The following is a 14,109-nucleotide window of genomic DNA, read 5'->3' as shown; positions in this document are numbered from 1 at the left end:
GCAAGCCTTCGTGCTTGCCGCGCCGACACACCTACCGGCACGCCGGGTTACGGGGACGTGCGCCCGAACCGGGCGGCGGTACGTGCGCGATCGCCCGCCCGGACGACTAGCAGGGTTTCCACCGCTTGGAATGCGTTGTCGAACAGCCACCCGTATACCCGGGCAACGTCGTGCCCGTTGGCGGTCGTGATCAGGTAGGCCGCGTCGCCGAGCGCTCGGTGGGCGCGGAGAGCCGCAGGCCGTCCGGCCGTCCCGAGGGTGCGGGACGGCCGGACGGGGTGAGCAGGTCAGGCTGCGGGGGTCAGCAACGACTCGTCCACGGCCGGGTGATCGTCGTCGGCCTCGGTCGTGCCGGACGGGTCCCAGTCGTTCATCGGGGCCGGGTGGGCAAGGACCCAGGCCGCGATCACATCCCGCACATGCTGCGGTGAGCGCCGGTACTGCTCACGCAGCATCGCCTTCGCCGCGGCCGGGTAGGTGAGCGTGAGGTAGCAGCAGAAGGCCAGAACCTCGTCATCCCACCCGTAGCCGGGATCCAGTGCCGGGATGCCGGGCATCGCGGCGTCGCGGCAGCTGTCGCACAGACCGTCGTCGCTGCGACGCTCACCGGTGCGAGGATCGATCGGGTACGCGTCGGCGACGGCCGGACTCATCGAAGACCCGACACAGCACCGGTCACCCGAGCCCCCGGAAACCCAACTCGAATGACCGACATGCCCCTGAAAACACACGGCCGGTGTCGCCATCGCGGAGCGCCGGTCAGTGTTCGGTGGCGCCGCCCGACGCGGCGATCCATTTGTCGTAGGCGGTGATTGGGCGGGTGTGTCCAGCACGGCGTCGGGCACGGTGATGAAGCAGGAACCGCAGGATGCGCTCGCCCTTGGTCTGCGCCTGATCGCGCAGCGCTTCCGGGCAATCGTCGGGAATGTGCACGCTTTCGCGCGCATATCGACGGCGATCCCGGTATCCACGCAGATCGCCCCGCCGCCCTGGCGGCGCACGAACAACCGCAGCACGCTGGTAACCGTTGCCGAGTCACGTGTATCGGGTGGCGTCAGCAGCACGTATTCGTTGCGCCAGGAATAGTATTCGGTGTCCGGGGCGAGGCGAACACCTGTGGGCTGGGTGATCTGCGGTGCCGCGAAGGGCTTGTAGTGGGTGTAGAACGGCCACCACCCGGGACCGTAATGGATCGCGAAATCGTCGAGGCCGTAGGCCCAATCACCGGGCGGGGTCGGTCGGCCCCAGGCATCGAAATAGCTTCCAGCAGGGTCTTCGTCGGCGTGTGATGGAGTCATGGCGTTGACGGCTTTCACTGACGAGGGTCGATGTCGTGGGCGTGGGCCAGTGAGGGGTGCTGCAGACCCAGCAGCAATGCGGGAACCATGTCGTTGTCGAGGCGTTCGGCAACCGTGACCAGGTACGGCCACTCCTGATCGGTGGACTGCACACGACGCTCGATGTGGACGCAATCCGCGCCGCTGTGTTGCTCGATGCTCAATGCAAGGCCCGCGACGGTGATGTCGATGACCGGCTCGAAGTAGTGCTCGAGCTCATTGGGGTCGAACGTGGCCGCGAAACCGAGCGCACGCAACCGCACATAGAGTGTGCGTAACGCCCGATATTGCTCGTCTGGGACCGGCCGGCCGTCTTCATCGTCGACTGAAAACATGGTGAGCGCTCTCCTATCATGTTGTCTGGCAACGTATCCGGGCCTCCCCTGGATCATCCGCACGAGGTGGGCAGCGGGAGCGGATCGACCGCGCGCGTTGTCGCAGCGGCGACTGCGGCGCCGCTTCATATCGTGTCGGCGCTGGGCGCGGCGAGTACCGCCAGAAGCGACGGGACGGCCTGCGCGAAGATCGAAGATGAACCTGCACTTGATGTTCCGGAGATGTCGAGGATCAGAGAGTTCCCTCCGACTCATCCGCCGTGCGGAAAGAGCGGAAAGAGCCGATCGCCTATGCCAGGGTGGACTCGGGCAGCGCCTGGGCCAACCGTTCGGCTTCCTCGTCGGTGGCAGGAATCCCGGCCAGCCGCTGGGCCGGTCGTTCGGGATGACGATCGTGGCCTGACTGGCATGGACCCCGAAGTGTATGGACTCCCCCATCTCGGTGGTCGCTTGCTCAATAAGAGGCAAGGAGTTCGCCGCGAACCGTCTGGACGGCCCTGCGTGCAGCGATCGCAGCGGTGGCGAAGAATGCGGCGTGTGCGCCGCCAGCGATGTACAACGGGAAATCCACGTGCCGGGTCCGGTTGTCGATGCGCACATACCAGCCGTCGGGCAATCCGTCGTGTGGCGGATACAGGCGAGCGGAGACGTCGATCCGGCCGGCGGGCGGCGCGATATCGATGCACGCAAGGCCACGGACAGGGTCGTAGACGTGCATGATCCACCCGTCGGGAACAACACATCGGACGTCCTCGAGCTGGTGGCGCAGGGTAGTGCGGGCCTGGTCGCACCACCGGGCATTACGCACTTCGTTCTCACGCCACAGCTTCTCGGCGACGCTGACCCACTCGCCCGCCGCGGTATCGAGCGTGAGATAGACCCCACACCGCTGGCACCACGGAAAATCATGTCTGCGAGAGGTAGAGATACCGCCACAATGCACGCAGACAATGTGCTCGGCGGTCATGCTGGTCTCCTCCTCCCGGCACCGAGTCATATTTGTCCGTCGAGCAGCGCCCACGATGGTCGGCGGGCGCACAGTCGACGGCGATGCGGGCGCATGCTCACGAGGCACTCGCCATGCGTTGATAGAACTCCGCACACGCCTGGCACGCGGCGACCGGCCCCAGCGGTCCGCGATCGATGATCACGACGGCCGGCACGGCCATCCAGCCATGAGCTACCGAATACGCGCAATGGGCATCGATGGATTTCGGAACAGATAGAACAGGCAATTCTCAGCCCCCTTTGTTCAGCTGGAACAAACATTACAAATACAGCGACAGGCATCGGTGATACAAGACGAGTCATCCGCCCGTCAGTCACACGATGCCGATGAAGCCGGCACCGAACAGCTGCGCTTGTCGAACGAGATGACTCTCGTACTCTCGAATGTCATCGAGAACAGCGTCACCAAGAATCGAGTCCTTGGCATCAAGCCAACCGAAATAGCCGCCGCCGGAACCTATTACCTCGCCGGATCCACGGGCGACCGAGTACCCGAACACATCACCCTCAGCCCAATACGACAGCTCCCGAAACGTCATCACGGACGGCGTCGTCCTGATCGGTTACCTCGGACAAGAACTCCGGGGCGATAAACGCGACGCCACGGAGCGCACCACTGTACATGACAGTGTCAGGTTTGAACGGTGGATCGGCGGCGATCCGTCCATCGCTCCCGGAGTGATACAGCGCGTGTATACCGCGACAACCACGCAGAGCCAGCCACCGCACTACCGATGCCTCCGAATGGATTCCATCCGCAAGGATCCGGGAACCCTCTCGGCCATCGGACCGTAGCTGTAGGCGAGCGAACGCCGATCACGGGGGCCGAGCACGACAGAGGTGGAGTGGTCATATTCATCGAACGGGTTGTTCACGTATTCGTCGATCCGCCAAGTGACCTCGTACGTGTCGAGCTCGCCAATGATCGACTCGATATCGATGGTATGCGCCAGGAAAGTTTTCCAATCAGAGTAATGGGCGGCGGGGGCGATGATCCTGGTAGCACGGCCTTTGCTCGAACACATGGAAGCCAGGCGCGTAGGATCTGCAGAACGGGGCTCAGTCAGTGGTCCTGCCACTACTAGTTAGGGCCGGCGCGGGGCCTTGGCACCGGGAAACAGCTGGCTAGCTGCGGGAACTCGACAGAAACCAGCGGGAAGATCGACGAATTTGCGCGTGCAATTCCGCGTGCACATGGGCATCGCGTATCGTGCCCAGCGTAGGTAAGCACCGCCGTTAGGTAATCCGACTCCTAATCAAGGGGTTTGGCGGTCCATTCTGTTCGAACATCAGCACGACCCGCCCGAATGCGGGCCAGCCGGAATGCAGCCCGAAGACGTGGGCGAGCTGGGTGATGGTGAAGACGAACACCAGATCGAAGAACAGCTCGAGGGTCGAGGCGCGCACCTGCCCGCCCTCGGCGGCGTCTACCGGCTCGGCCTCATCGTTGCTCACCTCGCCGACAGTAAACGACGCGAGCCACCGGCGACCAGGCGCTGCCGAGCCACGACGTGAGCTGGGTCGCGGCATGAGCATCCGGTCAGTGCGCGAGCGCTGCCTCCACGAAGCGGCGCAGCACCGGGCCGTTGGCGGCGGGCAGAAAGGCCAGGGACACCGGGATCTTCGGGGCGCTGGTGATCGGCACGAATCGGACGGAGGGATGGATGTGACGCTGGACCGCGACGTCGGGGACGACCCCGATGCCGCGCCCGGCGGCGATGCTCTCGATCCATTCGTCGAAGTTCGCGGTCTCGACGATGGTTGCCGGACCGTCGCCGTCGGGCCACGACCAGGGGCCGGTGGTGCCGCTGACGGTGTTGACCACCAGCGGCCACTCCGGAATCTCGGACCAGTCCACCGCGGACTCGCCGGCCAGCGCACAGCGCTCGGAGCAGACCGCGACGCGGGTTTCCTCGAACAGGCGCACGACGCGCAATCGCGAGTTCGGCACGTCGCCGCGCACCAGCGCGACGTCGACCTGCTCCTGCTGCACCGCGGCCAGCGGATCGTCGGTGCGGACGAGGTCCACCGAGCTGCCCGTGGCGTGTTCGAAGCGCGCGACGGTGTCCTGCGCCCACGGCGTCGGCAGCAGCCAGCCGAAACCGAGTTTGACAGTGCCCTGCCGCCGCGCCGCGCCGACGGCCCGATCCAGTTCGGCGAGCACCCGCACCGAGTGCCCCAGGAATGCTCGCCCCGCCTCGGTCACGGCGACGTGGCGCGTCGAGCGGTCCAGCAGCGTTACCCGCAGCAGGTCCTCGAGCTGGCGGACCGTCCGGCTCAGGGCGGGCTGGGTGATCATGAGTTCCTGGGCCGCATTTGTGAACGAGGCCAGCCGGGCCACCGATTCGAACGCGCGCAGGTGCCGGATCTCGAGGCCCTGCGGCGTGTCCTCATCCATGCCTGCGGAGCATAGCCGCGGCCCGGCAGGCATTTCACAGCGGAACCGCGCATGCCTAGCGTGGAACTCGGAGGAAGACAACAGAAGGGCGGTCGACAATGCACAGCTCGCTTGCGGATCTCGGGGTGCGATTGCCGGTCCTCGCCGCGCCGATGGCCGGCGGCGGGACGACCCCGGCGATGGTCGGGGCCGCGGCGAAGGCCGGGGGGCTCGGGTTCCTGCCCGGCGGGTACCGGACACCGGACGCTTTCGCCGAACAGCTCGCGCAGGTGCGCGCGCTGGGTGTGCCGTTCGGAGTGAACCTGTTCGCCCCGAACCCGGTGCCGGCGGATCCGGACGACTATCGCCGGTACCGCGCGCAGATGCAGCAGGAGGCGGACCGGTACGGCATCCGCGTCGACGAGATCGAGATCACCGAGGACGACGACCACTGGCGGGACAAGCTCGATCTGCTACTGGCCGAACCGGTTCCGGTCGTCAGCTTCACCTTCGGCGTGCCGGACGCCGCGGTCGTCGCCGAGCTGCGGGCGGCCGGGACGGTGGTGGCGCAGACCGTCACCTCCGCCGACGAGGCGCTGGCCGCCGACGCCGACCTGTTCGTCGTGCAGGCGTCCGCGGCGGGCGGGCATTCCGGCACGCTGACCCCCGACCGGATCCCGCCCGCGGTGGCGTTGCCGGAGCTGCTGGCCGAAGTCGGTGCGGCCGTGCGGGTTCCGCTGATCGGTGCCGGTGGCGTCGCGACGCCGGAGGCCGTCGCCGCGGCGCTGGCCGCCGGAGCCACCGCGGTCGCCGTCGGCACGGTACTGCTGCGTTCGGACGAAAGCGGTGCGTCCCAGCCGCATCGGGACGCGCTGGCCGACCCGGCGCGACGCGAGACCGTCGTCACGCGGGCCTTCACCGGCCGCCCGGCGCGCGGCCTGCGCAACGAGTTCACCGATGCCCACACCGCCGATGCCCCCGCGGGTTATCCGGCGCTGCACCACCTGACGGGCCCGCTCCGCAGAGCGGCGGTGCAGGCGAAAGATCCTGAGCGCGTGCACCTCTGGGCGGGTACCGGCTACCGGCACGCGACCGCCGAACCCACCGCCGACATCCTCACCCGGCTCGCCGCACAGCAATAAAACCGACCACCAACGAAGGAGAATTGTCATGGCCAAGGTGTTGTTCGTAATGACGGGCGCCGACCACTGGATCCTGAAGGACGGGACCAAGCACCCGACCGGGTTCTGGGCGGAGGAGTTCGCGGCGCCCTACCGCGCGTTCAAAGACGCCGGGGACGAGATCGTGGTGGCCACGCCCGGCGGCGTCGTGCCCACGGTGGACGCGGTGAGCCTCACGCCGGATATGGCGGGCGGCGCGGACGAGGCGGCGAAGTTCACCGCGGTGCTCCACGATGCCGACGAGCTGCGCCACCCGATCTCGCTGTCCGACGTCCAGCTCGACGACTACGACGCGGTTTATTATCCCGGCGGCCACGGCCCGATGGAGGACCTCTGGCGGGACGCCGAATCCGGCGCGTTGCTGAACGCCGCACTCGCCTCGGGCCGCCCGCTTGCGGTGGTCTGCCACGCGCCCGCCGCGCTGCTGGCCACCCGCGACGAATCCGGCCGGTCGCCCTTCGCCGGCTACCGCGTCACCGCGTTCACCAACGACGAGGAGAACGCCGTCGGCCTCGGTCCGAAGGCGAAATGGCTGGTCGAGGACGAGCTGAACAAGCTGGGTGTGCGGTTCGAGCGCGGCCCGGCATGGGAGCCGTACACCGTGGCCGACCGGAACCTGTACACCGGTCAGAACCCCGCCTCGGCCGCTCCGCTGGCACAGCAGGTGCTCGAGACCCTGCACTGACACCCCGCCTCCGATCGCGTCGGCCGCCCCTCCCCGGGGCGGCCGACGCGTTCGTGTGCCGGGGGTTGCATTCGGCCCGCACTGGGCGCAGAATTCAACATGCAATGAATTCAACGCCCGGTGAATAAGAGGGTGGCCCATGACGGCATCGGATCCAACTCCCGCGATCGAGGTCGAGCACCTGCGGGTGCGTCGCGGCGGACGTGAAGTGCTGCACGATATTTCGCTGAGCGTGCCGCGAGGGTGCATTACCGGCGTGCTCGGCCCGTCGGGCTGCGGCAAGACGACGCTGATGCGCAGCGTCGTCGGCACGCAACTGATCGAGGCGGGCAGCGTGCGAGTGCTCGGCGAGGACGCCGGGACGCCGGGCCTGCGGGCCAGGGTCGGATACGTGACGCAGGCGCCGAGCATCTACGACGATCTCACCGTCACCGACAACGTCGGCTATTTCGCCGCGCTGTACGGGCGCTCGGGGCGCGATGCCGCCGAGGCCATCGAGGCGGTCGGGCTCGCCGAACACGCCCGCCAGCGCGGCAATCAGCTCTCCGGCGGCCAGCGCACCCGGGCCTCGCTGGCCTGCGCGCTGGTCGCCGATCCCGAACTGCTGGTGCTGGACGAGCCGACCGTCGGGCTGGATCCGGTGCTGCGGGTGGACCTGTGGCGGCAGTTCCGCGACCTGGCCGCGCAGGGCCGCACCCTGCTGGTCTCCAGCCACGTCATGGACGAGGCCGAGCACTGCGACCGGCTGCTGCTGATGCGCGACGGGCGTCTGCTGGCGCAGCTCAGCCCCGCCGAACTGCGCGCCGAGACCGGCGAAACCAGCCTGGAGAATGCATTTCTCGCCCTGATCAAGATGGGAGAGCCGTCATGACAACGACTTTCGCGCCCCCGATGCGCTGCTACACCGCCACGACTGTGCGCATCCTACGCCAGCTGCGCGCCGATCGGCGCACCGTCGCCATGCTGGTGCTGGTCCCCACCCTGCTGCTGACGCTGGTCTACTTCGTATATCACGACGAACCGTCGTTCCCGGGTATGCCCTCGCTGTTCGACCGGATCGGCGTCAGCCTGCTGGGCATTCTGCCGTTCATCGTGATGTTCCTGATCACCGCGATCGCGATGCAGCGCGAAAGAACCTCCGGCACACTGGAACGCCTCATGACCACGCCGCTGTCGAAGCTGGACCTGCTGGCCGGATACGGCTCGGCATTTTCGGTGGCTGCGACGGCACAGGCCGGGCTGGCCTGCCTGGTCGCGTTCTGGCTGCTGGGCATGAAATCGGCGGGCAGCGTCTGGCTGGTGCTGCTGATCGCGGTGCTCGATGCGGTGCTGGGCGTAGCGCTCGGGCTGCTGGCAAGCGCGTTCGCGCGCACCGAATTCCAGGCCGTGCAGTTCATGCCGGTGATCGTCGGTCCGCAGTTCTTCCTGTGCGGGCTGCTGGTGCCGCGCGCACAGCTGCCGCGCTGGCTCGAGGTCATCAGCGATGTATTGCCGCTGAGCTACGCGGTCGACGCGCTGCAGCAGGTGTCGCGGTATACCGGGGCGACCGGGCTGATGTGGCGCGATCTGTGCGTCGTGGCCGGATTCACTGCCGTCGCACTGGCTTTGGGCGCGGCAACGCTTCGCAGGCGCACGGCGTGAGGGCATCCGGCGAGGACGGACCTGGCGATCCACCGGACGAGCTCGATGGCGCGGGCGCATCCGGGCGCAGCGGCCGGCGGCCCGGGAATCCGGACACGCGCGAGGCCATCCTCGCCGCCGCGCGGGAACGGTTCGCGGAGGTGGGATTCGACAAGGCGTCCATCCGTTCCATCGCTGCTGCCGCGGGGGTCGATCCGGCGCTCGTACACCACTATTTCGGCACCAAACAGGAATTGCTCGCCGCCGTGGTGAATCTGCCGGTCGATACGGATGTCATCCGGGCACTCATCGCGGCCGCGCCCATCGACGGACTCGGGGAGGCGATCGTGCGCACCGTGGTCGGGGTGTGGGACTCGCCCGCCGGCGCCTCGGCGATCGCCGCATTCCGCACCATCCTCGGCGGCGGCGACCCCACACTGATCGGGAGCTTCGTGCTCGAGGTGATCCTGAAAGACGTTCGCGCCCGGGTGGATTCGCCCCCCGGTTCGGGGCACACGCGGGTGGTCCTGGCGGTGGCGCAGATGGCCGGGGTAATGATGGCCCGCAAGATCGTCGGCATCGAGCCGATCGCGTCGATGCCCGCCGAACAGGTCGCGGTGCTGGTCGGTCCGTCGCTACAGCGCTATCTCACAGGCGATCTGGAGCTGCCGCCTGCGGACGCCTGACCGCCCGGCGCCGCCCGCCCGTGCTCGGTCCAGTCGAATCCGGGCACACTGCCCCGACTTCGGTCACCGGCCCCCAGCCCTGTCGGTGCCCGGCGCGTCCACTTGCTGTCGTCAGCGACAGCACAGCTCGAGCGTGTTCGGTCCCGTCTCGCTCAGCCCTGTGCGGTGAACGCCTCGTGCTCGGCATCGCTCACCTCGCGCGCCTCGTCGATCAGCAGCACCGGGATACCGTTGTCGACGGGGTAGGCGCGGCGCAGGCGCGGGTTGTAGAGCACGCTGGCGCCGTCCTCGGTGCGGACCAGCGACAGCGGGCCCTTGTCCTGGGGGCAGGCCAGCAGGCTCAGCAGGGTGGGGTCCAAGATTTCCTCCGGCATGGCCGATAACCTACCGGTCCGCCGCGGGTAGGCCGGACACGGTGTCCGCGGCCACGGGAGTGCGGCGGAACGAGAAATGCCGGTGCCCGAAATACGAGCCCACCGCGACCAGGCCCATCACGACCAGCGTCGCGGGCGTCTCCGGCAGGCGCAGCACGCCGACGGCCAGCTGCACTCCCGCCATGTTCAGCGCCAGCCCGCCGGAATTCACCAGGACGAACCGGACGAAATCGCGCACCACGTGCCCCCGCACGCGGAACACCAGGCGGCGATGCGCGACGAACGCGAAGACGATGCACACCGCGTACGCCAGCGCCACGGCCACCGCCGGGGGCCAGGAACGCCTCAGCAGCGTCTCGAACACGACCGTCATCACCATGCCCAGCAGCGTGTTCGCCACGCCGACCGCCGCGAACGCCACCTCCTGCCGCCGGACCAGTCGCAGCAGCGCGCCCGGCCACGGCGATGCCGCTGTCCGGTCGGCGAGGGACATGTCCGGGACCGGCACCTCGGGCCCGCGAAGCGCCGCCCGGTCCACCGCGACAGCCGCAGACTCCTCCGCCGGACTCACGACTTCAACCCGTCGATTCCTGTCTCCGCCGTACGCGACATGCGTTGCAACACCGACTCCCCCCCGCTCACGACCGTATCGCCCCGACGCCCGACTCCATCATCGAAACCGTACGCCGCGACCGCGGTTCGGTCACGACGCGACCCGTCGCCGCCACGCTCCACCGCCACCGATTCCGGCGCTCACGAGGTCGCGGTCGCCAGCTCGCGTTCGGGCTCCCGCGATTCCACCGGCTCGACCGGTCCGCGCGGCCGCCGCGAGCGAACATATGCCCACTCCATCACCGTGAGCCCCAGCAGACCCAGGGCGGCCGCCCCCGCGCCGGTCGTCCAGCCCGGCGGCCGCCACGTCACCGCCAGCACGGCATTCCGGGTGCCCGATGGAATATCCACGGCGACAAAGGATTTTGCCATCCTATCGAATGGGATATCGCGGCCGTCGAGCGTTACGCGATAGCCCGGCCAGGCGAGCCGGGCGAAGACCACCCGTCCCCCGCCCGGCGCGGATACCCGCACGACGCTGCCGGTGTCACTCTCGGAAATCGTTGTGGCACTGGCGCCCCGGACGTCGGCAATGCGTCCCTTCACCCCCGAGACCGGGCCGCCGACGCGTTCCAGCACCCAGATGTACCGTTCGTGGCCGGGATAGTCGACCCACCGCCAGCCCCGAGGTGCGGGAAGCGTGCCCGCGGCGGGAAACATGGCCCGCTGCAGGACGACCCGATCCACCTTCATCAGATCGGCGAGGGTGCGCCCGGTCGTGGGTTCGGGGGCGAACACGCGCCGGTACGCGTCCGGGCACACGCTGGAATCCCATCCCATGCAGAGCATCTCGGCGAACCAGCGGTGGCCGTTGGGCGTATAGCCGTTCACGTAGTCCAGATCCAGATCCTTGGCGTAGTTGCCGAACACCAGCGAACCGTAGGCGCCGCTCAGGCTGCGATCTCCGGGCCGCAGCAGTCCGCGATCGCCGAGCTGGAGGGTGACACCGCGGAAGTCGGGGAAGGCCGCGCGCGCCGCGGACCGGCTGACCGGCAGCTGCCAATTCACCGGGGTCGGCTGCACGCCGCGCACCTGCGCGTACGCGATCGGGAACATCGCCGCGATCGTCAGCGCGGCCGCGGCGGCGGTGCCCCGGGTGGCACCGAGCCACACCGCCAGCGCGCCCACCCCGGCCACCACCGCCGCGGACAGCACATGCCAGAGCACGTCGTGCGGATCGGCGGAAAACGTACGGACCCAGAGCAATCCGATCAGCACCAACGCCGCGACGACACGCCCCCTGTCACATGGTGGCGCCTGCGAGGGCCCGACGTGGTTACGCACGCTGCCTTCTCCGGGCGCGCCGGGGCGCTTTGCGACCGTCCCGAAGCGGCCGAGCAGCACGCACACCAGCACCAGCAGACCCAACGCCAGCATCGGCAGCACCCGGGCGGGCCAGCGCAGCGGGCCGACGGTGCCGGGCCCGGCGGTCCACATCAGGAAGATGATCGCGAACAGCGCCACCCCGCTCAGCTCCCGCCACGCCGCGCGCGCCCGGCCCCAGTCGACGAACGCCAGCGCCGGAATCAGGAACCAGGCGATATAGGTCATCGGCAGCGGCTGCACATAGCCCCACCACGAATCCAGTGCCGGAAAGGCCGAGGGCAGGCTGGCGTTCAGCGACTCGGACCACGGCACCGTGAAGAACCGGTCGTTGTTGATCTGCGAATTGCCGCGCCAGCTCACCGTCGCGGACAGCATGCTCGGCAGGTAGGTGATCAGGCCGGCCAGGCCCGCGCACAGTGACACCGCAACCAGCCGCGCGACCGGCTGCCAGCGGCGCTGGTACACCAGCTCGCCCACGCCGACGGCGACCAGCATGAGCGCCGATTCCACTGCGGGAAAGACGTATTCGACCGAAATCGCCAGATACAGGAAGACGAACACCGGAATCGGTCCGCCGCGCCCGCGCGCGTACCGGACCGCCGAGGCCCACGCGTGCACCATCCAGGCGGTGCCGGTCAGCGAGGTCACCCAGCTGGCCTCGTCGAAGAACAGGAACCAGCCCGTCAGCGGGAAGGCGATGCCCGCGACCGCCGCCCACTCCACCCGGCCGCGATAGGCCAGGCAGACTCGGTACACCCCGGTCGCGGCGATGATCGAGAACACCAGCTTCACGACCGTGGCCAGCACCGCGAGATTGTCCACCGAGGGCGCGATCAGATCGATCAGCAGCTGCGCCGGGTTGAACAGCCCCGCCTCCTCCATGGTGTAGTTCCCGGACATCCACTGGTCCGGCATCAGCAGCGGCAGGTGCCCCTCGCGCAGATGCCGGCCCAGCATCACCCACAGCGGCGTGTATTGGGATTCTGTGTCGTCGCTGTAGAAGTGCCGCGCATTCGCCAGCAGGACGGCAGCGTATCCGGCGAGCACGCCGAGCACGGTGATCCCCGCCCAGCGGCGTACCGACCGGCGCCGCGCGCGTTCGGCGGTAACGTCCGGTCCGGGGCCGGGGGTCCGCACCCGTGCAGCCACGGCAGACCCGCTCGGTGTAGGTGTCGACACTGCACTGTGCACCACGATTGAGAAACCCTACAGGCCGGTTCCGCGCGCGCCCGCCAACCGTCGGCGGATGCCGGACTTGCGAGGTTCCACGGAAGCCCGGTAATAGCTGTGAGCTCTGTTAGAGTTCACTGCGATTCAGGCTCAGCACAGACATGAGATCTTCCGGCGCGTTCCGTTATCGAAAGTCGTAGCAGCCGATGTCGATTCCTTCAGTACGCGCGCCGCGGCGCGTGCCGTCGCACACCGCACGCCCCGGCAGGGTCCATGCGGTGTCGGTCGTCGTGCCCGTCTACCGAGGTGAGCAGACCATCGCCCGGCTCGTCGCCGAGCTACACGAACTGGCCCGGCCCACCCGCACACCCGGCGGGGCGGCGTTCGCCGTCACCGAGATCGTGCTGGTGCACGACAGCGGGCCCGATCGGTCCGATGTCGTGCTCGGGCAACTCGATCGGGACTACGAGCAGGTGCGGACGGTGTGGCTGAGCCGCAATTTCGGCCAGGATGCCGCGACCATCGCCGGAATGGCCACCGCGGGCGGCGAATGGATCGTCACCATGGACGAGGACGGGCAGCACGACCCCGGCTGCATCGGGGTCTTCCTCGATACCGCCCTGTCCGAACGGGCCGATCTGGTGTACTCCAAACCCACCAACACCCGCCCGCACGGGCCGCTGCGCAACCTCACCTCGCGGGGGGCGAAGATCGCGCTGGCCACGGTGTTCGCGTTCCCGGATTCGACCCGTTTCGAAAGCTACCGGCTGATCCGCGGCGATATCGGCCGCCAACTGGCACGGGTCGCGTCGGCCGGGGTGTACCTGGACGTGGCGCTGACGTGGGTGGTCGGCAACGTCGCGCAGGCGCCGGTGGCGCTGCGCGCGGAGGGACGCGTGGAATCCGGATACAACTATCGCCGGCTGTTCTCGCTGTTCTGGAAGATGGTGCTGTGCAGCGGAACTCGCGGCCTGCGGCTGGTGAGCCTGCTGGGCGCGGGCCTGGCCGGCGCGGGCGTGGTGTACGCGGGGATCATCGTGGGCCAGGCGGTGTTCGGGCACGGGGAGAATCCGGCGGGCTGGGCATCCACCATCGTGGTGCTGCTGCTGGTTTCGGGCGCGACGCTGCTGTCCCTGGGGCTGATCGCCGAATACCTCGGTGTGGCACTGCATGTACTGGTGGGCAAACCGCTGTACCTGACCGTCGATTCGCCGACGCCGCGGCCGGACGCCGACGCCACGCAGCTCGCCGGCACCCTCCGCCCCGCCGAGCTCGCGCGGCCGGTCGGCGGCGCGCATGCGACGAGCGCCTGGTCCGCCTGTGCCGCAACACCTTTCCTTCGATCCGAGCCCGACGTCGGCGCGAAGCCTGTCGGTGCCGTGTCGGTCGCCTCGGCCG

At 68.5% G+C, this 14,109-nt stretch carries 15 protein-coding genes and 1 pseudogene; 7 read left to right on the top strand and 9 right to left on the bottom strand.

Going from position 1 to position 14,109, the window contains the following annotated elements:
- Positions 1 to 287: 287 nt before the first annotated feature.
- A complete protein-coding gene (locus tag ABH933_RS42895; RefSeq protein WP_429428791.1) occupies positions 288 to 653 on the bottom strand; it encodes a hypothetical protein in 366 nt (121 codons plus the stop codon).
- A gap of 169 nt (positions 654 to 822) precedes the next feature.
- Here ABH933_RS42895 and ABH933_RS42890 point away from each other — a divergent pair, with 169 nt between their 5' ends.
- Positions 823 to 1,086, top strand: coding sequence for a hypothetical protein (locus tag ABH933_RS42890; protein ID WP_429428789.1), 264 nt, complete (start codon positions 823 to 825; stop codon positions 1,084 to 1,086).
- Between the two features lie 226 nt (positions 1,087 to 1,312).
- Here the strand turns inward: ABH933_RS42890 and ABH933_RS42885 are convergent, their stop codons facing one another.
- The 5 genes from ABH933_RS42885 to ABH933_RS42865 form a co-directional block, all read right to left on the bottom strand.
- On the bottom strand, positions 1,313 to 1,672 hold the full coding sequence (locus ABH933_RS42885; RefSeq protein ID WP_429428787.1) for a hypothetical protein: 360 nt from the start codon (positions 1,670 to 1,672) through the stop codon (positions 1,313 to 1,315).
- Positions 1,673 to 2,126: 454 nt separating this feature from the next.
- A complete protein-coding gene (locus ABH933_RS42880; RefSeq protein ID WP_429428785.1) occupies positions 2,127 to 2,639 on the bottom strand; it encodes a hypothetical protein in 513 nt (170 codons plus the stop codon).
- A gap of 355 nt (positions 2,640 to 2,994) precedes the next feature.
- Positions 2,995 to 3,219, bottom strand: a complete 225-nt coding sequence (locus ABH933_RS42875) for a hypothetical protein (protein WP_429428783.1) — start codon at positions 3,217 to 3,219, stop codon at positions 2,995 to 2,997.
- 697 nt (positions 3,220 to 3,916) lie between these two features.
- Positions 3,917 to 4,135, bottom strand: coding sequence for a low temperature requirement protein A (locus ABH933_RS42870; RefSeq protein ID WP_429428781.1), 219 nt, complete (start codon positions 4,133 to 4,135; stop codon positions 3,917 to 3,919).
- Positions 4,136 to 4,220: 85 nt separating this feature from the next.
- Positions 4,221 to 5,078, bottom strand: coding sequence for a LysR family transcriptional regulator (locus ABH933_RS42865; protein WP_429428779.1), 858 nt, complete (start codon positions 5,076 to 5,078; stop codon positions 4,221 to 4,223).
- A gap of 98 nt (positions 5,079 to 5,176) precedes the next feature.
- On the opposite strand from ABH933_RS42865, the gene ABH933_RS42860 reads away from it, so the two are divergent.
- The 5 genes from ABH933_RS42860 to ABH933_RS42840 all read left to right on the top strand — a co-directional run bounded on the left by ABH933_RS42860 (position 5,177) and on the right by ABH933_RS42840 (position 9,229).
- Positions 5,177 to 6,199 (top strand): nitronate monooxygenase, encoded by a 1,023-nt coding sequence (locus ABH933_RS42860; RefSeq protein WP_429428777.1) that lies wholly within the window; start codon positions 5,177 to 5,179, stop codon positions 6,197 to 6,199.
- A gap of 28 nt (positions 6,200 to 6,227) precedes the next feature.
- Entirely contained in the window at positions 6,228 to 6,923 is a 696-nt protein-coding gene (locus ABH933_RS42855) for a type 1 glutamine amidotransferase domain-containing protein (protein ID WP_429428775.1), read from the top strand.
- A 139-nt stretch (positions 6,924 to 7,062) separates the two neighbouring features.
- Complete coding sequence (locus tag ABH933_RS42850) at positions 7,063 to 7,794, top strand: ABC transporter ATP-binding protein (RefSeq protein WP_215923043.1); 732 nt, start codon at positions 7,063 to 7,065, stop codon at positions 7,792 to 7,794.
- Positions 7,791 to 8,564, top strand: coding sequence for an ABC transporter permease (locus tag ABH933_RS42845; RefSeq protein WP_429428773.1), 774 nt, complete (start codon positions 7,791 to 7,793; stop codon positions 8,562 to 8,564). The genes ABH933_RS42850 and ABH933_RS42845 overlap by 4 nt, the downstream gene beginning before the upstream one ends.
- A complete protein-coding gene (locus tag ABH933_RS42840) occupies positions 8,561 to 9,229 on the top strand; it encodes a TetR family transcriptional regulator (RefSeq protein ID WP_429428771.1) in 669 nt (222 codons plus the stop codon). The genes ABH933_RS42845 and ABH933_RS42840 overlap by 4 nt, the downstream gene beginning before the upstream one ends.
- A 152-nt stretch (positions 9,230 to 9,381) precedes the next feature.
- On the opposite strand, the gene ABH933_RS42835 is transcribed toward ABH933_RS42840, so the two are convergent.
- The 3 genes from ABH933_RS42835 to ABH933_RS42825 form a co-directional block, all read right to left on the bottom strand.
- Positions 9,382 to 9,603 (bottom strand): Trm112 family protein, encoded by a 222-nt coding sequence (locus tag ABH933_RS42835; protein ID WP_429428769.1) that lies wholly within the window; start codon positions 9,601 to 9,603, stop codon positions 9,382 to 9,384.
- A gap of 10 nt (positions 9,604 to 9,613) precedes the next feature.
- On the bottom strand, positions 9,614 to 10,174 hold the full coding sequence (locus tag ABH933_RS42830) for a GtrA family protein (protein ID WP_429428767.1): 561 nt from the start codon (positions 10,172 to 10,174) through the stop codon (positions 9,614 to 9,616).
- Positions 10,175 to 10,356: 182 nt separating this feature from the next.
- Positions 10,357 to 12,588, bottom strand: coding sequence for a hypothetical protein (locus ABH933_RS42825; protein ID WP_429428822.1), 2,232 nt, complete (start codon positions 12,586 to 12,588; stop codon positions 10,357 to 10,359).
- Between the two features lie 329 nt (positions 12,589 to 12,917).
- On the opposite strand from ABH933_RS42825, the pseudogene ABH933_RS42820 reads away from it, so the two are divergent.
- Positions 12,918 to 13,943: pseudogene (locus tag ABH933_RS42820) on the top strand (glycosyltransferase); the annotation flags it as partial.
- Positions 13,944 to 14,109 lie beyond the last annotated feature (166 nt).

Origin of the sequence: Nocardia sp. GP40, from assembly GCF_050434125.1 — a bacterium.
In the GTDB taxonomy this organism is placed as follows: domain Bacteria; phylum Actinomycetota; class Actinomycetes; order Mycobacteriales; family Mycobacteriaceae; genus Nocardia; species Nocardia albiluteola.
Note: the sequence above shows the minus strand (reverse complement) of the source record. Positions and strands in the feature narration are given on the sequence as shown.

Coding starts and splice junctions, on each gene's coding strand:
- ABH933_RS42895 (WP_429428791.1), bottom strand. CDS start 653: ATGAGTCCGGCCGTCGCCGACGCGTACCCGATCGATCCTCGCACCGGT.
- ABH933_RS42885 (WP_429428787.1), bottom strand. CDS start 1,672: ATGTTTTCAGTCGACGATGAAGACGGCCGGCCGGTCCCAGACGAGCAA.
- ABH933_RS42880 (WP_429428785.1), bottom strand. CDS start 2,639: ATGACCGCCGAGCACATTGTCTGCGTGCATTGTGGCGGTATCTCTACC.
- ABH933_RS42875 (WP_429428783.1), bottom strand. CDS start 3,219: ATGACGTTTCGGGAGCTGTCGTATTGGGCTGAGGGTGATGTGTTCGGG.
- ABH933_RS42865 (WP_429428779.1), bottom strand. CDS start 5,078: ATGGATGAGGACACGCCGCAGGGCCTCGAGATCCGGCACCTGCGCGCG.
- ABH933_RS42860 (WP_429428777.1), top strand. CDS start 5,177: ATGCACAGCTCGCTTGCGGATCTCGGGGTGCGATTGCCGGTCCTCGCC.
- ABH933_RS42855 (WP_429428775.1), top strand. CDS start 6,228: ATGGCCAAGGTGTTGTTCGTAATGACGGGCGCCGACCACTGGATCCTG.
- ABH933_RS42850 (WP_215923043.1), top strand. CDS start 7,063: ATGACGGCATCGGATCCAACTCCCGCGATCGAGGTCGAGCACCTGCGG.
- ABH933_RS42845 (WP_429428773.1), top strand. CDS start 7,791: ATGACAACGACTTTCGCGCCCCCGATGCGCTGCTACACCGCCACGACT.
- ABH933_RS42835 (WP_429428769.1), bottom strand. CDS start 9,603: ATGCCGGAGGAAATCTTGGACCCCACCCTGCTGAGCCTGCTGGCCTGC.